The 18790-nt window shown below is 46.2% G+C and carries 21 protein-coding genes; 11 read left to right on the top strand and 10 right to left on the bottom strand.

Features of this window, described 5'->3' with window-relative positions:
* Positions 1-8 precede the first annotated feature (8 nt).
* Positions 9-998 (bottom strand): AI-2E family transporter, encoded by a 990-nt coding sequence (locus ICN41_RS05420; protein ID WP_216291802.1) that lies wholly within the window; start codon positions 996-998, stop codon positions 9-11.
* A gap of 72 nt (positions 999-1070) precedes the next feature.
* Here ICN41_RS05420 and purM point away from each other — a divergent pair, with 72 nt between their 5' ends.
* Positions 1071-2123, top strand: a complete 1053-nt coding sequence (gene purM / locus ICN41_RS05415) for a phosphoribosylformylglycinamidine cyclo-ligase (RefSeq protein ID WP_216291801.1) — start codon at positions 1071-1073, stop codon at positions 2121-2123.
* 6 nt (positions 2124-2129) lie between these two features.
* On the opposite strand, the gene miaA is transcribed toward purM, so the two are convergent.
* Positions 2130-3131, bottom strand: a complete 1002-nt coding sequence (miaA, locus tag ICN41_RS05410; RefSeq protein WP_216291800.1) for a tRNA (adenosine(37)-N6)-dimethylallyltransferase MiaA — start codon at positions 3129-3131, stop codon at positions 2130-2132.
* Between the two features lie 70 nt (positions 3132-3201).
* On the opposite strand from miaA, the gene ICN41_RS05405 reads away from it, so the two are divergent.
* On the top strand, positions 3202-3834 hold the full coding sequence (locus ICN41_RS05405; protein ID WP_216292215.1) for a VTT domain-containing protein: 633 nt from the start codon (positions 3202-3204) through the stop codon (positions 3832-3834).
* A gap of 25 nt (positions 3835-3859) precedes the next feature.
* On the opposite strand, the gene ICN41_RS05400 is transcribed toward ICN41_RS05405, so the two are convergent.
* Together ICN41_RS05400 and murJ are read right to left on the bottom strand one after the other, a co-directional pair.
* Positions 3860-4702, bottom strand: coding sequence for a SirB1 family protein (locus ICN41_RS05400; RefSeq protein WP_216291799.1), 843 nt, complete (start codon positions 4700-4702; stop codon positions 3860-3862).
* Between the two features lie 5 nt (positions 4703-4707).
* Positions 4708-6261, bottom strand: coding sequence for a murein biosynthesis integral membrane protein MurJ (gene murJ, locus ICN41_RS05395; RefSeq protein ID WP_216291798.1), 1554 nt, complete (start codon positions 6259-6261; stop codon positions 4708-4710).
* 152 nt (positions 6262-6413) lie between these two features.
* Here murJ and rpsT point away from each other — a divergent pair, with 152 nt between their 5' ends.
* Positions 6414-6680 carry a 30S ribosomal protein S20 gene (rpsT, locus tag ICN41_RS05390; protein ID WP_071466054.1) on the top strand — a complete coding sequence of 89 codons (267 nt, stop codon included), beginning with the start codon at positions 6414-6416 and terminating at the stop codon, positions 6678-6680.
* Between the two features lie 79 nt (positions 6681-6759).
* On the opposite strand, the gene ICN41_RS05385 is transcribed toward rpsT, so the two are convergent.
* Positions 6760-7068, bottom strand: coding sequence for a DUF3579 domain-containing protein (locus ICN41_RS05385; protein WP_216291797.1), 309 nt, complete (start codon positions 7066-7068; stop codon positions 6760-6762).
* 152 nt (positions 7069-7220) lie between these two features.
* On the opposite strand from ICN41_RS05385, the gene argF reads away from it, so the two are divergent.
* The 3 genes from argF (at position 7221) to ICN41_RS05370 (ending at position 9800) form a co-directional block, all read left to right on the top strand.
* Positions 7221-8168, top strand: coding sequence for an ornithine carbamoyltransferase (gene argF / locus ICN41_RS05380; protein ID WP_216292214.1), 948 nt, complete (start codon positions 7221-7223; stop codon positions 8166-8168).
* Between the two features lie 61 nt (positions 8169-8229).
* Complete coding sequence (locus tag ICN41_RS05375; protein ID WP_216291796.1) at positions 8230-9462, top strand: argininosuccinate synthase; 1233 nt, start codon at positions 8230-8232, stop codon at positions 9460-9462.
* Between the two features lie 32 nt (positions 9463-9494).
* Complete coding sequence (locus ICN41_RS05370; RefSeq protein WP_216291795.1) at positions 9495-9800, top strand: pyrimidine/purine nucleoside phosphorylase; 306 nt, start codon at positions 9495-9497, stop codon at positions 9798-9800.
* A gap of 66 nt (positions 9801-9866) precedes the next feature.
* Here the strand turns inward: ICN41_RS05370 and ICN41_RS05365 are convergent, their stop codons facing one another.
* Together ICN41_RS05365 and ICN41_RS05360 are read right to left on the bottom strand one after the other, a co-directional pair.
* Positions 9867-10319 carry a DUF192 domain-containing protein gene (locus ICN41_RS05365; protein WP_216291794.1) on the bottom strand — a complete coding sequence of 151 codons (453 nt, stop codon included), beginning with the start codon at positions 10317-10319 and terminating at the stop codon, positions 9867-9869.
* An 85-nt stretch (positions 10320-10404) separates the two neighbouring features.
* Positions 10405-10608, bottom strand: a complete 204-nt coding sequence (locus tag ICN41_RS05360) for a cold-shock protein (protein WP_011903586.1) — start codon at positions 10606-10608, stop codon at positions 10405-10407.
* Positions 10609-10884: 276 nt separating this feature from the next.
* Between ICN41_RS05360 and clpS the strand changes: the two genes are divergently transcribed.
* The 5 genes from clpS to ICN41_RS05335 all read left to right on the top strand — a co-directional run bounded on the left by clpS (position 10885) and on the right by ICN41_RS05335 (position 16583).
* Positions 10885-11241 (top strand): ATP-dependent Clp protease adapter ClpS, encoded by a 357-nt coding sequence (gene clpS, locus ICN41_RS05355; protein ID WP_216292213.1) that lies wholly within the window; start codon positions 10885-10887, stop codon positions 11239-11241.
* Positions 11238-13544, top strand: a complete 2307-nt coding sequence (gene clpA / locus ICN41_RS05350; RefSeq protein WP_216291793.1) for an ATP-dependent Clp protease ATP-binding subunit ClpA — start codon at positions 11238-11240, stop codon at positions 13542-13544. Before clpS ends, clpA begins: the two co-directional genes overlap by 4 nt.
* Before the next feature lie 29 nt (positions 13545-13573).
* Positions 13574-13807 (top strand): hypothetical protein, encoded by a 234-nt coding sequence (locus ICN41_RS05345; RefSeq protein WP_216237966.1) that lies wholly within the window; start codon positions 13574-13576, stop codon positions 13805-13807.
* 109 nt (positions 13808-13916) lie between these two features.
* Positions 13917-15326: an aspartate ammonia-lyase gene (locus ICN41_RS05340; protein WP_216291792.1), complete on the top strand. Its 1410-nt coding sequence runs from the start codon at positions 13917-13919 to the stop codon at positions 15324-15326.
* 12 nt (positions 15327-15338) lie between these two features.
* On the top strand, positions 15339-16583 hold the full coding sequence (locus ICN41_RS05335; RefSeq protein ID WP_216291791.1) for a dicarboxylate/amino acid:cation symporter: 1245 nt from the start codon (positions 15339-15341) through the stop codon (positions 16581-16583).
* Here the strand turns inward: ICN41_RS05335 and dut are convergent.
* Genes dut through lspA form a run of 3 tightly spaced genes read right to left on the bottom strand, consistent with a single transcriptional unit; the run spans position 16580 to position 18789 of the window.
* A complete protein-coding gene (gene dut, locus ICN41_RS05330; protein ID WP_216291790.1) occupies positions 16580-17029 on the bottom strand; it encodes a dUTP diphosphatase in 450 nt (149 codons plus the stop codon). The genes ICN41_RS05335 and dut overlap by 4 nt on opposite strands.
* 50 nt (positions 17030-17079) lie before the next feature.
* Positions 17080-18291, bottom strand: coding sequence for a bifunctional phosphopantothenoylcysteine decarboxylase/phosphopantothenate--cysteine ligase CoaBC (coaBC, locus tag ICN41_RS05325; protein WP_216291789.1), 1212 nt, complete (start codon positions 18289-18291; stop codon positions 17080-17082).
* A 9-nt stretch (positions 18292-18300) separates the two neighbouring features.
* Positions 18301-18789 (bottom strand): signal peptidase II, encoded by a 489-nt coding sequence (gene lspA / locus ICN41_RS05320; RefSeq protein WP_216291788.1) that lies wholly within the window; start codon positions 18787-18789, stop codon positions 18301-18303.
* Between the last annotated feature and the right edge of the window lies 1 nt (position 18790).

The raw sequence follows: 18790 nt of genomic DNA, 5'->3' as shown, positions 1-18790 counted from the left end.
ACGCAAATCTACTTTTGATACCAAGAGCTTTGGGTATATCGAGACCATGCATACTGAATCAAGACCATCGTGACGGCACTGATGGGGAGTGCTAGTAATACGCCAAAGAAGCCAAATAATTTTCCAAAAAACAATAAGGCAAATAAGACGCCAACGGGATGCAGGCCAATACGTTCGCCCACTAACCGAGGTGTTAAGAAAAAGCCCTCTAAAAATTGACCAGCGCCAAATATGGCCAGAACCCCAATGATTTCAGGGCCTGGGCCGAACTGAAGTAATGCAGATAACGTAGCAAGAGTTAGTCCTAATGCAATTCCAATATAAGGAATGGCAATCATGAGGGCAGTAAATACACCCAGTGCTACTGCACCTTTAATGCCAACAAAACTCAGGCCAACGCTATAAAAAATAGACATGATCGAAATCACGATCAACATGCCTCGTAGATATTGAGAGAGCAGGCCATCGGTATGCATTGCTAGATGATGCACAGTTTCCTGCGCGCGTTGCGGCACCGCCTTTTTGATGAGCGTAAAAAATTGTTCCCAATCAATCAGTAAATAAAACATGACAAAAATGATGAGTACGCTATTTACAAATGCAGAAATGACAGAGCCCCCTGAAACTAATACCGTATCAATTGTCGAATTGACTAAGGCATCTGCGTTATCGCTGATATGCTCCGTGACTTTTTTGGTGACCGTTGTTTTGAGATTGCTCCAATCAATGTTGATCCGTAATTCATCTAATTTTGGACTCAGCCAAGACTGGGTGTTAGCTATCCATTCTGGAAGCTGAGTTTTGATCAGCGGGATTTCATATTTGAGTAGGCTTATAAGTAGGCCAAGAATGAAAACAATAAGCGCTAGTCCAAAGAGCATCGAAAAAAGGGCCGCCAGGGCTCGCGGGATGCGATGTGTCTCAAGCCATAGACATATAGGGCGTAGGGCGTAAGCCAGAATGAATGCGGCCAAAAAAGGGGTAAAAATTTCAGACATTGCGTGTAATCCTCTAGAATTCAATGATTCTACTGACCCAGTAGCAATTTTTACTAATATTCCGACTCAGATATGACATCTTCTAGCAATTCCCCATCAAAAGGCCTTTCCTACCGTGACGCTGGCGTCGATATTGATGCGGGGGATGATCTAGTTGACCGCATTAAGCCCTTGGCCAAGAAGACCATGCGAGAGGGTGTTTTAGCTGGTATTGGCGGTTTTGGGGCTCTTTTTGAGGTTCCAAAGCGCTATAAAGAGCCTGTTTTGGTGTCGGGTACCGATGGTGTGGGCACTAAATTACGTTTAGCCTTCGAGTGGAATCGTCATGACACGATTGGCCAGGATCTGGTCGCAATGAGCGTGAATGATATTTTGGTTCAAGGTGCTGAGCCGCTCTTTTTCTTGGATTATTTTGCTTGCGGCAAACTCACTGTCGACACAGCAGCGACAGTGGTTGGTGGTATTGCTAAAGGTTGTGAAATATCTGGTTGCGCTCTGATCGGTGGTGAAACTGCAGAAATGCCTGGGATGTACCCTCCTGGAGAATATGACTTGGCAGGTTTTGCTGTTGGCGCAGTAGAGAAATCCAAAATTATTACCGGTGCAACTATTGTTCCGGGTGACACTATTTTGGCAATTGGATCTAGTGGTGCGCATTCCAATGGTTACTCATTGGTTAGAAAAATTATCGAACGTGCAGGCGCAAAACCAAGCGACGATTTAGGTGGTCGCCCACTAGGTGATGTGGTGATGGCGCCGACACAGATTTATGTCAAGCCACTCCTCAAGCTGATCTCTGAGATTGATGTCAAAGGTATGGCGCACATTACGGGTGGTGGATTGGTAGATAACGTACCACGCGTTCTTCCAGAAAACACCCAAGCGGTATTGCATCGTGATAGCTGGCAAATGCCAGAACTTTTCCGTTGGTTGCAAATGAAGGGCGGCGTAGCAGATGCTGAAATGGTCCGTGTATTTAACTGCGGTATTGGCATGGTTGTGATTGTGTCACCGGCCAATGCGGATGCGGCGATAAAATCGTTGGCTGCCCAGGGTTTAACATCCTGGACTGTTGGCGAAGTCGTAGAGCGTCCTAAAGATGCTCCTCAAACGATCGTTATTTAAGTGCGCTTACTTTAAGTTCTGTTTGCAATAGTCTAAAGCCGCCTTCAATTCATCTGGATTGAAGGGGTCAAAGGTATTTCTACCAGCGATTGCCCTGAGCCAAGTGAGTTGGCGTTTCCCTAGTTGACGAGTAGCAGCTAAAGCCTTATAGCGCATTTGTTCTCGATCTATTTGTCCGTCAAGATATTCCCAAACCTGTCGATACCCAACTGAGCGAATCGCTGGAAGGTCGGCATGCAGGCCAATATTTTTTTTGAGTAGCTCTACCTCTTCAATCAAGCCACCAGATAACATAACATCAAAACGTTTTTCTAGATTGAGATGGAGTCGAGCGCGATCACTGGGCTCAAGAGAAACTAAATGAATCCATGGTGGTATCGCTGATCCCTCACGACCGTCTTCACTGGGTGACTCAGCTAATAAGCTAGACATAGGTTTACCAGTGATTTCATAAACTTCTAGGGCGCGTTGCACGCGTTGTGAATCATTTGGTTTTAATCGACTCGCCGTCACTGAATCTACTTGAGCTAGTCGTTCGTGCATCGCGGGCCATCCTATTTCCTTTGCTCGCTCTTCAAGTCGAACCCGAATCTCTGGGTTTGCGGGTGGCAAAGAAGAGAGGCCGTGTGCCCAAGCACGCCAATACAACATGGTTCCACCGACCACGATGGGGATATTTCCTCGCATACGTATTTCTTCACACAATCGTTTTGCATCTTTTGCAAAACGGGCGGCTGAATACACTTCTGTGGGATCCAGAATGTCTATTAAGTGATGGATGACAGCGGCTTGTTCTGCTTTAGTGGGTTTAGCGCTACCAATATCAAGACCGCGATAGACCAAGGCAGAGTCCATACTAATGAGCTCAACAGTGAGGCCAATGGATTTTGCATATTCAGCCAATGACATGGCGAGATGCGTTTTGCCTGCGCCAGTGGGTCCAACAATACAAATCGTTGAAAACAGCTCTGGAGATTGCATAGGCTGAATGTAGGGTTCAGTTTGCATGCCCTATTATAAGAGCCTGTTAATATCCGTATCAAACCAATTTTGGGAGTTCAAGTTGATTGATACGATTATGCAATTAGGCGATTTGTTATTACACATTGATCGCCATTTAGATGTGGTGATTCAGCAGTATGGAGACTGGGCCTATGGGCTCTTATTTGGTATTGTCTTCGCTGAAACTGGCTTGGTAGTTGCACCATTTTTACCAGGCGATTCCCTGTTGTTTATTGCTGGCGCTTATTGCGCAACTGAGCATTTCAATTTTTGGACCCTCACTACTGGCTTAATGATTGCTGCGGTAGGCGGAAATACTCTGAACTATTTCATTGGCCGCTGGATTGGTCAAAAAATATTCAACAGTAAGTCACGGTGGATTGATCAAAACGCCCTACGCAAGACCCATTCGTTCTATGAGAGGCATGGCGGCAAAACGATTATCTTGGCGCGTTTTTTGCCAATCTTCCGAACCTTTGCTCCATTTGTTGCCGGCGTTTCAGAAATGAACTTCTCGCGCTTCCAGTTTTTTAATATCACTGGTGCAGCCCTCTGGGTCTATGGCTTGGTTATTGCTGGCTACTTCTTCGGCAATATTCCGATCATTCGCCAAAACTTAAATGTGATTGTTTTGGTAGGCATAGGCGCTGCTGCGATCCCAGTAGTATTTGCTGCCCTCTATAAGCTTTTTAAGCGCAAGCAAAAATAAGCAAACCACCAAACTGCTCTAAACCTTAGTGCAGTTTGGTTTGACTTTCTAGTGTCGCGATATGTTCGCGAATATCACCCGCATCTTCGGCTTCAGGCGCTGCGCTAAGATAGCGATGCATATCATCAAGAGCTGGTCGGAAATATTCCAGTTGAGCAAAGATCAGGCCGCGATCGCGAACCTCTTCAACCGAATCTGGCAGCAGTATCACTAGGCGCTCCTGAATGCCCAGCAAGCGCTCCCAACGTTCATGTTCGGAGTAAATCATTTTGAGGTTTCTTAAGAAGCGCGACAGAATTTCTCTTGGGCTTGAAGCACGCAAGAATACGTTGAGCGGTAAGCTCAACTCGCCCCGATAGCCCTTAGCATCTAAATAGGGGTCCAGCATCTCTTGCAATTGATTTTTGGAGAGTGATTCACCAGTGAGTGGATCCATGATCACCTCACCTTGTTGTAAGGAGATGCGCATCATGAAGTGATTTGGAAATGACACCCCACGAATTTTTAATCCAATTTGATTGCCAAGCTCCATCATCAAGATCGCGAGTGAAATTGGAATACCTCTGCGATTCTCAAGGATGTAGTGCAGATAAGAATTTTCTGGTGCGTAAAAATCATTCGGGTTTGGGCCAAAGCCTAACTCGGTATAAAAGAAATGCTTCAGAATTTGCAAACGCTGCATCGGTGATGTGTCTGGAGTGATGCGGGCCTTGAGTTTGTTCCCCATCTCATCAATTTGATCGAGAACTCCTTGAACATCTAAATCAGGATATGCGTGCTGAGCAACCGCAATCGCTGCCTCAGTTAAAGGCAGGTGTTCGTCTTCAGCAACTAGGGAGGTGAAATAGTCGAGTTGTTGTGTTGGCATACATCCTATTTTGCATGACGCAGGAATTTTTGCCAGCGAATTCCGACTAAAGCCAGGGAGGCAAAGTAGACAACAGCCGACAAAGCAAGCCAGCCTGCCAGCAAGCCAATACGAATCCAGGGATCTGATTGCAGGACGATCCAATTGTGTGCGCTAGCAGCATAAAAAAGTACCCCAGAAAAAGGGATTAGCGCTAACAATAATTGCCCTAGGTATTTGACCCAAGCCGAGCTGGGTAGGGCGCCTCGTTTATGGAGTCCTACCCATAGTAGAGCCGCATTCAGACAGGCGCCTGTGCCTACCGATAATGCCAAGCCGGCGTGTCCAAGCCAAGGGACAAAGGCTAGGTTAGCCAACTGCGTGGCTACTAGTACGAGCAAGCCAATTTTGACTGGTGTCCGAATATCCTGGCGAGAATAAAAACCAGGCGCCAAAATTTTGACCAAGATGAGGCCAATGAGACCAACGCCATAAGCAGCTAAAGCCCGTTGCGTCATTAAGACATCGAGAGCGGTAAATTTTCCGTAGTGATACAGCACTGCTGCAATCGGTTCACCAAAAATGAAGAGTGCAATGGCGCAAGGTGCAGCTAATAAAAAGGTTAGCTGCAAACCCCAGATTAGAAGTTCACCCGCATGGACTAAATCATTTTTGGCGTTTGCCTTGCTTAAGCTCGGCAGCAGTACCGTACCTAAAGCAACACCCAAAAGTGCAGTTGGAAACTCCATTAGTCGATCGGCATAAGAAAGCCAAGAAACACTGCCGGCTTGCAAGCGAGAAGCGATATTAGTGTTAATGATTAAAGAAATTTGTGCGACCGATACCGCAAATACTGCAGGCCCCATCAGTTTTAAAACACGCTTGGCATCGGGATTTTGAACTGCAGATTTAATGGCTCCTGGTAATAAACCGATACGTGGCAAAAGTCCTAAACGTGACAGGGCAGGAATTTGAATCGCTAATTGCAGTACGCCGCCCAACAACACGCCAATACTCAGGGCATAAATAGGTTGATCTAAATGAGGTGCCAGAAAGATTGCGCTGCCAATCAAGGCGAGATTGAGTAAAACAGGGGTGAAGGCAGGGATGGCAAAGCGGCCAAAGGTGTTCAAAATCCCCGCCGATAGTGAAACCATGGAAATTAGCCCGATGTAAGGGAACATGATGCGGGTCATGACCACGCTTGCCTCATAAGCAGGGCCACCGCTAAATCCTGTAGCAATCACCAGAATGAGCACTGGGGCACCAATGACCCCAAGCAGTACCGTCAGCAGTAAAGCCCAAAATAAGAGGGTGGCGACCGCATTAACGAGGATTTGAGCCTGTTTTTGGTCCCCTTTGCTGGAAATTTCCCCCAAAATGGGTACAAATGCCTGGGAAAAGGCCCCCTCAGCAAATAGACGGCGCAGAAGGTTCGGTAGCCTAAAAGCCACATTAAAGGCATCAGTCCACTCGGATGCGCCAAAGCTACGGGCGATCAAAGTCTCCCTCAGGAGGCCCGTAATACGGGATAGCATCGTCAGGGAGCTAACTTTGGCAGCGGCAGAAAGCAGGTTCATGAGCCGATTTTCCCCTATTTATCAAGCAACTGGGCTTTTTTGCCCCTTTAATGTAAAATCTTGGGTTTTGGTGAGCTGGCTTACAAATCCAGCAAGTCCGACAAGATTTTCAACTAATCGTAGTTTGTAATTTATAGAGGCAAGGTTTAAAGATGGCCAATACAGCACAAGCGCGTAAGCGCGCACGCCAGGCAGTAAAACAGAACGAGCATAACTCCAGCTTGCGTTCAAAGCTTCGTACTTCCATTAAGGCAGTTCGTAAAGCAATCGAAACTGGTGATAAAGCATCTGCAGCGAAAGTATTCGCAGCAACTCAGGCAACAATCGACAAGATTGCTGATAAAAAGATCGCTCACAAAAATACTGCAGCACGTCAGAAGTCACGTTTGTCCGCCGCTATTAAGGCGATGGCAGCGTAATTCTGTAATTGTTTTAGGCTGGTCGAAGTAGTTTCGACCTAAGCCCGCTCCTGATCAGAGCGGGTTTTTGTTTTTAGGGCTAGGTTTGGGGTTTGGGTTCAAACTCGCACGCTTCTTCGATCGGTAGGCTGTTGTCTTTGGCAAAGTTCACGACAAAGTCCAGCGCTCTCGGATCAAGCTCACCTAGTCTGGTATCAATAACAACGCATTTCACTTTTGCAATCAGTACGGGTCTGACATAGGGCGAATAAGTGAAGCGAGGGTCTCCAGAATCTCCTGGGGGGCGAAAGGTAGCCATCACCCCGCAAAGACGCTCCGCCCAATCGCTGGGCCGAAATGGCTTGCCGGAAGTTGTAATGCCTTGAATGAAAAGCTTTTTGTGGTTCAAGTTGGCGTCAAGATCGTGGTAGAAATAAGGGGTACTAAGCCCTCTAGCTTAACAGCCAGAGTTGGCCGTAAGATGACTTTAGGATCTATTTTCGTGCAGTCGAATGCTTTGAGAAAAAAATGCAAGCTAAAACTTTAGTAGAAAGCTCAACTATGACATCTCTGGCAAAGCCTCAAGTGCCTGGTCAGGTGAAGCACTACCTGCAGTTTTCTGACCTCACGCGCGAAGAGTATGACTATTTGCTCAAAAGAGCGGCATGGCTCAAGTCAAAATTTAAAAGTTACGAAACTTGGCATCCTTTGCATGACCGTACCTTAGCCATGATTTTTGAGAAGCACTCTACACGGACGCGCCTATCCTTTGAAGCAGGCATCCATCAGCTTGGTGGACACGCTGTATACCTGAATACTCGCGATACTCAATTAGGGCGTGGTGAGCCTGTAGAGGATGCTGCGCAGGTGATATCCAGAATGACGGATATCATCATGATCCGTACCTTTGGGCAGGAGATCATTGAGCGCTTTGCTGCTAATTCTCGTGTGCCAGTGATTAATGGTTTAACCAATGAGTTTCATCCTTGCCAAGTCTTAGCCGATATCTTTACTTTCGTGGAAGCAAGGGGGCCTATTCAGGGGAAAACAGTAGCTTGGGTGGGTGATGCCAATAATATGGCCTACACCTGGATTCAGGCAGCTGAGTGTTTAGATTTTCAGTTTCGTTTTTCAGCTCCAGAAGGTTATCAACTAGACACTTCTCGTTTGACTGAGGAAGCGGCAAAACATTTAACAGTGTGTGCTGACCCGATGGATGCTTGCAAGGGCGCTGACTTGGTCACAACAGATGTGTGGACTAGCATGGGGTATGAAGATGAAAACGCTTCCCGCATGAAGGCCTTCCAAGATTGGATGGTTGATGAGGAGCTTATGGCTGCTGCAAAGCCGGATGCCTTGTTTATGCATTGCTTACCAGCGCATCGCGGAGAAGAAGTATCTGCAGGTGTAATTGATGGGCCTCAAAGTATTGTCTGGGAAGAGGCGGAAAATCGTTTGCATATTCAAAAAGCGCTAATGGAGTATTTGCTCTGTGGGCGCCTGGACTAAAAGTGAAGAATTTATTTAGTTTTGTAATTTGTTTTGATTATTTTTTGATTGAATAGAAATCATGTCTGATATTAAAAAAGCAGTATTGGCGTATTCAGGTGGTCTAGACACTAGCGTGATCTTGAAGTGGCTTCAAGACACTTATGGTTGTGAGATCGTGACATTTACAGCTGACTTGGGTCAGGGTGAAGAGTTGGAGCCAGCCCGCGCTAAGGCCTTGCAGTTTGGTATCAAGCCAGAGAATATTTTTATCGATGATTTGCGTGAAGAGTTTGTCCGAGACTTTGTTTTCCCCATGTTTCGTGCCAATACGATTTATGAGGGCGAATATTTACTAGGTACATCAATTGCCCGCCCATTGATTGCGAAGCGTCAAATAGAGATTGCTCGCCTGACAGGTGCAGATGCTGTTTCTCATGGCGCTACTGGTAAAGGTAATGATCAGGTTCGCTTTGAGTTGGGTTACTACGCATTAGAGCCAGGAATTAAAGTCATCGCCCCATGGCGTGAGTGGGACTTGCTTTCACGTGAAAAGTTGATGGCCTACGCTGAAAAACATGGCATTCCTGTTGAGATGAAGCATAAGCAGGGCGGATCACCTTATTCAATGGACGCCAACTTATTGCACATTAGTTACGAAGGCCGTCATTTGGAAAATCCAAATGCTGAAGCTGAAGAGTCAATGTGGCGTTGGACTGTCTCTCCTGAGAAGGCGCCTGACGCCCCAGAAATTATTGAAATTGAATTTAAATCAGGTGATCCAGTTGCGATTAATGGAAAAGCCTATAAACCACATGAGCTATTGGCTGAACTAAACCGTATTGGCGGAATGCATGGCATCGGCCGTCTTGATTTGGTGGAAAACCGTTTTGTCGGCATGAAGAGCCGTGGTTGTTACGAAACCCCAGGCGGTACGATCCTCTTGAAGGCACACCGAGGTATTGAGAGTATTACCCTTGATCGCGAAGTGGCCCACCTTAAAGACGATCTCATGCCGCGTTACGCTAGCTTGATCTATAACGGCCTCTGGTGGTCGCCAGAGCGGATTGCTTTACAAACCCTGATCGATCATACCCAGCAGATGGTCAATGGTGTGGTTCGTTTGAAGCTTTACAAAGGATCCGTATCTGTGATCTCACGTGATTCAGCCAATACTTTGTTTGATCAAAATATCGCGACTTTTGATGATGATGGCGGTGCGTATAACCAAGCCGATGCTGGTGGCTTCATCAAGCTCAATGCCTTGCGTATGCGCATTGCAGAAATTGCGAAACGCAAGCGCGCTCAAAAATAATTAAACCCATATTCAGATTAGAGGAAATTCAGATGCAATTTGATCAAGTTTCAGTAGGCAAAAAAGCCAATGTATTTTTTGATGGCAAGTGTGTATCTCACACTGTCACCTTGCCTAATGGTGTTCGTAAGTCAGTAGGCGTTGTGCTTCCTAGTACTTTACGTTTTGACTTGGGCACTAAAGAAATAATGGAAGTGGTAGATGGCAATGCTTTTGTTAGCATTAATGGCGCACCTGAACAGGAGTTCAAGGCTGGCCAAAGTTGGGAAGTAGAGAAGGGCGGTTATTTCATTATTCGTGCTGAACAACCAGTGCATTATGTTTGCCACTTTGAATAAAGCAAATGCGTATTAAGCAAAACGCAGACCTCGGTCTGCGTTTTTTATTCTCTAGAGATTTGCTACTTACCTCTTGGGCAGCCCTGTAATCACAGTGCCCGGCACGATGACACGCTCTGCGAACCATTGCTTATTCATCTCCAGGGCATAACGCACTACAGCCTTAGGGCAGTGATTGTTGGTAGTATCCGCTTGCATCTCTTCGATATTCACAATCTTTCCATCATCTTCAATAAAAGCGATCGATAGTGGGATCTTGGTATTGTTCATCCAAAAGCAGTGCGCTGCCTTTTGGTCAAAGACAAAGAGCATTCCTGAGTTGGTTGGCATGCTGGTGCGATTCATCAATCCCACTTGTCTTGCTTTTGGGTTGTCAGCTAATTCGGCCTGAATGCGATACATCCCTGCTTTTAATTCAATTGTGGGTAAGCCGACATTGACTTGGGCCAAGGCAAGGCCCGGGGCAAAAAGGGAGATGATTGTCAGCAAGCAGCGTAGTTGTTTTTTGAATATGAGCATGTTGGGTATTTTATGTGAGGCAAATTACGGACGAAAAAAAACCCAGGAACAAGTCCTGGGTTTTCGATAATGATCTAAGAGACGATTAAGCCGCTTGGATATTGGTAGCTTGCTTGCCTTTAGGACCTTGGGTAATGTCAAACGTTACCTTTTGGTTTTCCTTAAGGGTTTTGAACCCAGGCATAGTAATTGCGCTGAAATGCGCGAACAACTCTTCTTCACCATCATCAGGTTTGATAAAGCCAAAACCTTTTGCATCATTGAACCACTTAACAATTCCGGTCGCCATGCGAACTCCATTACATAAACTTAAAACAACCGTGATGAGGGTAAATACTTTTTAATCAGTCTCGCTCCACAACACGCCTAAATAGAACCTTAATTAAGGCCTACACCCCGATTGTTTGCCCTTTTTGTAGGGGTGTCAAGGAGTTAAATGTGTATATCCCCTAGTAAATACCCCTTTTTTTATCGAAAAATGCCCCAATATGGACTAAATAGGGGTTTTTGCGGGGTTTTTGCAACAAGACCCCGGTAATAAAAAGTTTTGATATCTGTGTTTAGAATGTTTCTCATGAGTCGCACACCTAAAAATCCCACTACTGGTAACCCAGTTAATCCTTACGTCGAGGACACTATCCTGCTCGAAAAGCAGGCAGAAAAAGTCAAAGCACCATCGATGTTTAAAGTATTGTTATTGAATGACGATTACACACCAATGGAATTTGTGGTGATGGTGATTCAAGAGTATTTCAATAAAGACCATGAAACAGCTACACGCATTATGTTGCAGGTACATTTAGTTGGCAAAGGCGTTTGCGGAATCTTTACCCGTGACGTTGCTGCCACCAAAGTGCATCAAGTTGTCGAATTATCCCGTGAAGCGGGCCACCCACTACAGTGCACTATGGAGGAAGCATGATTGCCCAGGAATTGGAAGTGAGTTTGCACATGGCATTTGTTGACGCTAGAGCTTCGCGTCACGAATTTATTACGGTGGAACATTTATTAGCAGCCTTGCTCGACAATGCTACTGCGGTTGAAGTGCTTAAGGCCTGTGCGGTGAATATTGCAGAGCTCCGTGCACAGCTAAAGAATTTTATCAATGACAACACGCCAGTGGTACCGGGTACCGATGAGGTTGATACCCAACCTACTTTAGGATTTCAGCGTGTGATTCAGCGCGCCATCATGCATGTGCAATCCACATCCAATGGCAAGAAAGAAGTCACTGGCGCTAATGTATTGGTAGCTATTTTTGGTGAAAAAGATTCTCACGCAGTGTATTTCTTACAGCAGCAAGGCGTCACTCGTTTAGATGTTGTGAACTTTATTAGCCATGGTGTACGCAAAGATCAGGCGGAGCAGGTCAAGCCTGCTGATGCTGCACAAGAGACTGAGGAGTCAGCATCTTCTGGTAAGGAAAGTCCTCTCGATCAATATACGCAGAACTTGAATGTACTGGCTCGCCAGGGCAAGATTGATCCATTGATTGGGCGAGATAGCGAAGTCGAGCGCGTGATTCAGGTTTTATGCCGTCGCCGCAAGAATAACCCCCTCTTGGTAGGTGAGGCTGGAGTTGGTAAGACTGCGATTGCCGAAGGATTGGCATGGCGCATTGTGAAGGGTGACGTTCCCGAGATTTTGGCTAATGCTACTGTGTACTCACTAGATATGGGTGCTCTTTTAGCGGGCACTAAATATCGCGGCGACTTTGAGCAGCGCTTAAAGAGCGTGCTGAAATCATTGAAAGATCATGCGCATGGCGTTTTGTTCATCGATGAAATTCATACTCTCATTGGTGCTGGTGCTGCATCAGGTGGAACGCTAGATGCTAGTAACTTGTTAAAGCCAGCACTATCGAATGGTCAGCTCAAATGTATTGGTGCAACCACCTTTACCGAATATCGTGGCATTTTTGAAAAAGATGCAGCGCTATCGCGTCGCTTCCAGAAAGTCGATGTAGTCGAGCCAACAGTAGATCAGACTGTGCAAATTCTGCGAGGTCTCAAGTCTCGCTTTGAGGAGCATCACAGCGTGAAATATGCATCAGCGGCTTTGGTTGCTGCGGCAGAACTCTCTTCTCGTTACATTAATGATCGTCACTTGCCTGATAAAGCAATTGATGTGATTGATGAGGCTGGTGCTGCGCAGCGTATTTTGCCTAAATCAAAGCAAAAGAAAACGATTGGCCGTCCTGAGATTGAGGAGATTGTTGCCAAGATTGCTCGCATACCGCCCCAATCCGTTACTGTGGACGACCGCAGTAAGTTACAGACCTTGGATCGCGATATTAAGAGTGTGGTTTTTGGTCAGGATCCTGCGATTGAGGCCTTGGCTAGTGCAATCAAAATGACCCGTGCTGGTTTGGGTAAAGTCGATCGACCCATTGGCTCCTTCTTATTCTCGGGTCCAACAGGTGTGGGTAAAACTGAAGTTGCTAAGCAGCTGGCCTATATTTTAGGGATCGAGCTCCTGCGTTTTGATATGTCCGAGTACATGGAGCGTCATGCGGTCAGTCGCTTGATTGGTGCGCCCCCAGGTTATGTAGGCTTTGATCAAGGTGGCTTGCTGACGGAAGCTGTCAATAAAAAGCCACATTGCGTCCTCTTGTTAGATGAGATTGAAAAAGCCCATCCGGATATTTTCAATATCCTCTTACAGGTTATGGATCACGGCACATTAACTGATAACAATGGCCGTAAGACTGACTTCCGCAATGTCATCATTATCATGACCACGAATGCTGGTGCTGAGGCGATGCAGAAATCTACCATCGGCTTTACCAATGCACGTGAATCTGGCGATGAAATGGCCGATATTAAGAAATTCTTCACGCCTGAGTTCCGCAATCGTTTAGATGCGATTGTTTCATTCAAGGCTCTGGATGAAACAATCATCATGCGTGTAGTTGATAAGTTCTTGATGCAGCTAGAAGAGCAATTGCATGAGAAGAAAGTGGATGCAACTTTCAGCTCAGCTTTGCGCGCTCATTTGGCCAAGCATGGCTTTGATCCACTCATGGGTGCTCGTCCAATGCAGCGAATCATTCAGGATACGGTTCGCAAGGCGCTTGCTGATGAGCTTCTATTTGGTAAATTGGCGCAAGGCGGTCATGTCGCAGTTGATATTGATGCGGATGGTAAAGTGCAGTTAGAGTTTGATGCCCCTGTCACTCCAAGAAAGGCACCCAAAGCAGATGTAGCACCCGCTGAAGAAATCTGAAGTACTAATAACCACTAAAAAAGGAAAACATGTCTCATCACGATAAATTACTAGAAGCTTTCGAAACCTATAAAGCTGAAAATGAAAAGTTTCAAGGTAAGGGAGTGAAAGCTTCTGCTGCACGTGCTCGCAAAGCGCTGCAAGAAATTGCAGGCTCTTGTAAAGAGCGCCGCAAAGAAATTACCGCTGAAAAAGAGTCTCGTGAAGGTGCTGGAGCAGGTATGTCACAAGATGCTGCTCGTAAAGCGCATATTCGTAAGTAAGTAGAATCATGTTTCCCAGAAGGGCCGCCTCAGGGCGGCCTTTCTTTTCCTGAAAGTAGTGATTTAAGTATTTGGTGATACATTGAAGCTATCTTTGATGGAGAATGACATGACAAATTCCACCCGCCCAGAGCACGATCTTCTGGGGGATGCCCAAGTTCCTGCGGATGCATATTGGGGAATTCATACTTTAAGAGCGATTGAGAACTACCCCATCACCGGCAAAGTGATTGGCGAATACTCTGACCTCATCAAGTCCTTAGCCTATGTCAAAGAGGCTGCCGCAAAAGCCAATTTAGAGCTAGGCCACTTAGACCCCAAGAAAGCCGAAGCTATCATCAAGGCGTGTCATGAGATTGAGTCTGGCAAGCTGCATGATCAGTTTGTTGTCGATGTCATTCAAGGAGGTGCAGGTACCTCTACCAATATGAATGCCAATGAAGTGATTGCAAATCGGGCGCTAGAAATCTTGGGTTACACAAAAGGTGATTATTCCAAATTGCACCCCATTAATGATGTCAATATGTCTCAGAGTACGAATGATGTTTACCCCACGTCTTTGCGCCTAGCTACATGCCTAGCAATACCTGGCTTGCTCAAGGCGATGGCTTCTTTGAGCCAAGCCTTTGCTGATAAGGCTGAGGAGTTCAAAGATATTCTGAAGATTGGTAGAACGCAATTACAAGACGCGGTTCCAATGACTTTAGGTCAAGAGTTTTCCACTTATGCCGTCATGATTCGGGAGGATGAAGATCGACTGAAGGAGGCGATTTCATTGATAGCGGAGATTAATTTGGGCGCAACCGCTATTGGAACTGGGATCAATACCGATGTCGGCTATGCCAAGTTAGCAATTGCGAATCTGAAAAAGATCTCTGGAGTAGATGTGGTCATTTCTCCCAATCTGATTGAAGCAACCCAGGACTGTGGTGCTTTTGTTCAGCTATCTGGAGTACTCAAACGTATTGCAGTCAAGTTATCTAAAATTTGCAATGATCTCCGTTTGCTATCTAGTGGACCACAGGCAGGCTTAAATGAAATTCGCTTGCCACCGCGGGCTGCCGGTTCTTCTATCATGCCTGGCAAAGTCAATCCTGTAATTCCGGAAGTGGTGAATCAAATTGCTTTTGAAGTGATTGGTAACGATGTCACTATCACTATGGCTGCTGAGGGAGGACAATTACAGCTCAACGCCTTTGAGCCGATTATTGCCCATAGTCTTTTTAAGAGTATTGAGCATCTCAGTGCTGGTTGTAATACTTTAAAAACACATTGTGTTGTTGGTATTACCGCCAATCGTGAAGTATTGGCCGAGCGCGTGCGCACTTCTGCGGGTCTTGCCACTGCATTAAATCCCTATCTCGGATATGAGAATGCCACCATGATTGCTAAAAGAGCCCTTCAAGAAAATTGCTCGGTCGCTGATCTGGTATTAGAGCTTGGCCTCATGGATAAAGAAACACTGGATAAGATCCTGAGTCCAGCCGTGCTGACATCTCCTGGCATTCAGTCAAAATAATCAAGGATATTCATGTCGTCTAAAAAACTTACCCACTTTATTCTTGGCGCCATGATCCTGGGGATCGTCAGCGGCTATCTCGTTCATCACTTCGGTTCAGCTTCTGGGTTTTCGGTTCAATATGTCGAATACATCTCTGTATTAACGGATATCTTTTTGCGCCTGATTAAGATGATCATTGCGCCATTAGTCTTTAGTACTTTGGTAGTGGGTATTTCGCGTATGGGAGATGCCTCTGCTATTGGCCGCGTAGGCTTAAAAACATTCAGTTGGTTTATCTCTATGTCCCTAGTGTCTTTATTGCTGGGTTTATTGATGGTGAACCTGCTTGATCCAGGAGTCGGTGTTAACTTGCCAATCCCAGAGGTGACCGCCAGTACAGGGCTAGCTAAGGGTGGCTTTAATATTCGAGATTTTTTCCAGCATATCTTCCCAAGCAGCATCTTCGAGGCGATGGGTAAGAACGAGATTTTACAAATCGTGGTCTTCGCCATCTTCTTTGGGGTTGCTGCAGGTAGTTTTGGTCAGCGAGCAGAGGAGTTCATTCGTAACTTAGACATGCTCTCTCACATCATGCTCAAGATCACTACCGCGGTGATGAAGTTCGCACCAGTAGCAGTTTTTGCTGCGGTATCTTCGGTGATTGCAGAAAACGGTTTGGATATTTTATTTACCTACGGCAAGTTTATGGCTAGCTTCTACGCATCCATTTTGATGCTCTGGGTAGTCATTATTTTGCTTAGCTCGCTCGTACTCAAAAGACGCGCATTTCATTTGGTTTCGATGTTGCGCCAGCCGATTTTGTTGGCCTTCACTACTGCGAGCTCTGAAGCTGCTTATCCGATGACGCTAGAGCAGGTTGAGCGCTTTGGTTGCAAGAACAAGATCGCCTCTTTTGTGTTGCCGGTTGGCTATTCCTTTAACTTAGATGGCTCTATGATGTATTGCTCATTTGCCGCCATCTTTATTGCACAGGTTTATGGAATTGATATGCCTTTATCGCAACAGCTTTTGATGTTGCTGGTCTTAATGATTACTTCCAAAGGTATTGCTGGCGTTCCACGCGCTTCACTGGTAGTCATTGCTGCAACCCTTTCCCAATTTAATTTGCCCGAAGCGGGCGTATTACTGATCTTGGGAATCGATCACTTCTTAGATATGGCCCGTTCTGCCACCAATGTTCTGGGTAATGGTTTGGCTACGGCGGTGATCTCTAAGTGGGAAGGGGAGTTAGACGAACATGGGCATCGCTCTTAGGCTCGCCCAGTACTTCCAAAACCACCAGCGCCGCGACTACTCTCAGTAAATTCTTCAACTACTTTGAGTTCTACTTGCTGAACCGGCATGACGACAAGTTGCGCTAAGCGCTCCATCGGCTCTAGCTTGAAAGGGGCTGATCCACGATTCCAAGTGCTCACCATGAGCTGGCCCTGGTAATCGGAATCAATCAGGCCTACGAGGTTGCCAAGCACAATGCCGTGCTTATGGCCAAGCCCAGAGCGCGGCAGAATAAACGCTGCATAACGAGGATCTTCAACATAGATTGCCAATCCCGTTGGAACTAAGACAGTCTGGCCTGGTGCAATTTCAATCGTTTCATCAATACATGCCCTAAGATCTAAACCAGCACTGCCTGGTGTGCCATAAGCAGGCAACTGATCGCGCATACGTTCATCAAGAATTTTGACTTGTAGAGATTGCATAAAATTTCCTAAAGCAAGTAAAGGTTAAGGCTGAGATGAGAGAGAAGAATTTATATTTTTTTGGCAATGAGTTGAATCAGTTGCCGTGCGAGTTGCAACTTTTCAGCTTTGGCGAGTTTTTTGCTGCCCTGAGCATCAATGACAAGTAATTGATTAAGGTCACTACCAAAGGTGTCTGGACCAATATTGCCAACCATCATGGGAATGCCTTTGCGCTGGAGTTTCTCTTTAGCATGCGCCTCTAGATTGGTAGATTCGGCGGCAAAGCCAACGCAATAGGGATAAGGTTTACCCGCTTTAGTTTTGACGGTTTTGGCCATATCCAACAAAATGTCTGGATTAGCCACAAACTCTAGGTCAGGCGCTTTTTGGCCCTGGCGTTTAATCTTTTCTTTAGCAGGTTTTGCAACACCCCAGTCTGCTACAGCAGCAACGGCAAAGAAAATATCGCTATCGTTCGTTTGAAGTGTTGCAGCATGCATTTCTTTGGCGCTGACTACATCGGTACGAATAATATTGCCTGTGGCTGCAAGAGGGGTCTCAAGATCGCAGGGGCCTGCAATGAGATGAACCTGAGCACCTGCTTCAACAGCGGCACGGGCAATTGCAAAGCCCATCTTGCCGGAGCTGTGATTGGTAATGCCACGAACGGGATCAATGGCTTCGAAAGTAGGACCTGCTGTGATTAATACTTTTTTACCAGCCAGTGATTTTTTCTGAAAGAAGGATACAACTTGCTCACTAATTTCTGCGGGCTCCAGCATTCTGCCCATGCCCACTTCACCGCAAGCTTGAAAGCCGCTCGCGGGGCCTAATAAGGTAACGCCATCATTGATTAATCGCTGAGCGCTTCTTTGTGTGGCCGCATGTTCCCACATTTGCTTATTCATAGCAGGCGCTAAAAGTAGAGGGCAATCTCTAGCGAGGCATAAGGTACTGAGCAAATCATCTGCTAAACCTAAAGATAGTTTGGCCATGAGATCTGCGCTAGTGGGTGCAATCAGAATAGCATCAGCTGCTCTTGATAGTTCGATATGCGCCATATTGTTCGGGATGCTGCTATCCCATTGACTGGTGTAGACAGGGTTGCCAGTGAGAGCCTGCATAGTGACGGCTGTCACAAACTGCCCTGCAGCTTCTGTCATTACCACTTGAACCGAAGCACCCTCTTGCATTAACTGGCGTGCAAGTTCGGGAGTCTTATAGGCGGCAATGCCACCCGATATCCCAAGAACAATTTTTTTATTTAAAAGTGATTGCATGGCGCCAGCTTAATGGGATTGAGGGGATTTGCCAAATGACTTACGAATTTCACCCCAAATAATGAGGGCAGCCCCAATGCATATCGCGCTATCGGCAATATTAAAGGCCGGCCAGTGCCAATTGGCGTAATGTAAATCAATAAAGTCGACCACGGCACCGAACATTACTCGGTCCAAGACATTGCCCAGCGCTCCACCCAAAATGAAGCTCAGTGCCAAGCACAGCATTTTTTCACTTTGGCTTTTATAAAGTAAATAGACGATATAGATTGCAGCACCGAGACCAAGGACGGTAAAGAACCAACGTTGCCAACCTGAGCCATCCGCTAAAAATGAGAAAGCAGCGCCTGGATTAAAGAGAAGCAACCAATTTAAGAATGGGAGCACCGGCTCAGGCACCCCCATCTGCAAATTACTGAGAGCAGACCATTTGCTCAGTTGATCGAGCAATAGCACTATGAGTGCGATTGCAAGATAGCGGAGAAATGACAGGCTCATT

This window comes from Polynucleobacter sp. 15G-AUS-farblos, assembly GCF_018882445.1.
Taxonomy (GTDB): Bacteria; Pseudomonadota; Gammaproteobacteria; order Burkholderiales; family Burkholderiaceae; genus Polynucleobacter.
Note: the sequence above shows the minus strand (reverse complement) of the source record. Positions and strands in the feature narration are given on the sequence as shown.

Excerpts from the sequence above, each read along its gene's own strand:
- ICN41_RS05405 (WP_216292215.1), top strand. The coding sequence starts at position 3,202 with ATGCAATTAGGCGATTTGTTATTACACATTGATCGCCATTTAGATGTG.
- ICN41_RS05420 (WP_216291802.1), bottom strand. The coding sequence starts at position 998 with ATGTCTGAAATTTTTACCCCTTTTTTGGCCGCATTCATTCTGGCTTAC.
- purM (WP_216291801.1), top strand. The coding sequence starts at position 1,071 with ATGACATCTTCTAGCAATTCCCCATCAAAAGGCCTTTCCTACCGTGAC.
- ICN41_RS05400 (WP_216291799.1), bottom strand. The coding sequence starts at position 4,702 with ATGCCAACACAACAACTCGACTATTTCACCTCCCTAGTTGCTGAAGAC.
- ICN41_RS05345 (WP_216237966.1), top strand. The coding sequence starts at position 13,574 with ATGTCTCATCACGATAAATTACTAGAAGCTTTCGAAACCTATAAAGCT.
- clpA (WP_216291793.1), top strand. The coding sequence starts at position 11,238 with ATGATTGCCCAGGAATTGGAAGTGAGTTTGCACATGGCATTTGTTGAC.
- murJ (WP_216291798.1), bottom strand. The coding sequence starts at position 6,261 with ATGAACCTGCTTTCTGCCGCTGCCAAAGTTAGCTCCCTGACGATGCTA.
- clpS (WP_216292213.1), top strand. The coding sequence starts at position 10,885 with ATGTTTCTCATGAGTCGCACACCTAAAAATCCCACTACTGGTAACCCA.
- coaBC (WP_216291789.1), bottom strand. The coding sequence starts at position 18,291 with ATGCAATCACTTTTAAATAAAAAAATTGTTCTTGGGATATCGGGTGGC.
- lspA (WP_216291788.1), bottom strand. The coding sequence starts at position 18,789 with ATGAGCCTGTCATTTCTCCGCTATCTTGCAATCGCACTCATAGTGCTA.
- ICN41_RS05375 (WP_216291796.1), top strand. The coding sequence starts at position 8,230 with ATGTCTGATATTAAAAAAGCAGTATTGGCGTATTCAGGTGGTCTAGAC.
- ICN41_RS05365 (WP_216291794.1), bottom strand. The coding sequence starts at position 10,319 with ATGCTCATATTCAAAAAACAACTACGCTGCTTGCTGACAATCATCTCC.
- rpsT (WP_071466054.1), top strand. The coding sequence starts at position 6,414 with ATGGCCAATACAGCACAAGCGCGTAAGCGCGCACGCCAGGCAGTAAAA.
- ICN41_RS05370 (WP_216291795.1), top strand. The coding sequence starts at position 9,495 with ATGCAATTTGATCAAGTTTCAGTAGGCAAAAAAGCCAATGTATTTTTT.
- argF (WP_216292214.1), top strand. The coding sequence starts at position 7,221 with ATGACATCTCTGGCAAAGCCTCAAGTGCCTGGTCAGGTGAAGCACTAC.
- ICN41_RS05360 (WP_011903586.1), bottom strand. The coding sequence starts at position 10,608 with ATGGCGACCGGAATTGTTAAGTGGTTCAATGATGCAAAAGGTTTTGGC.
- miaA (WP_216291800.1), bottom strand. The coding sequence starts at position 3,131 with ATGCAAACTGAACCCTACATTCAGCCTATGCAATCTCCAGAGCTGTTT.
- ICN41_RS05335 (WP_216291791.1), top strand. The coding sequence starts at position 15,339 with ATGTCGTCTAAAAAACTTACCCACTTTATTCTTGGCGCCATGATCCTG.
- dut (WP_216291790.1), bottom strand. The coding sequence starts at position 17,029 with ATGCAATCTCTACAAGTCAAAATTCTTGATGAACGTATGCGCGATCAG.
- ICN41_RS05340 (WP_216291792.1), top strand. The coding sequence starts at position 13,917 with ATGACAAATTCCACCCGCCCAGAGCACGATCTTCTGGGGGATGCCCAA.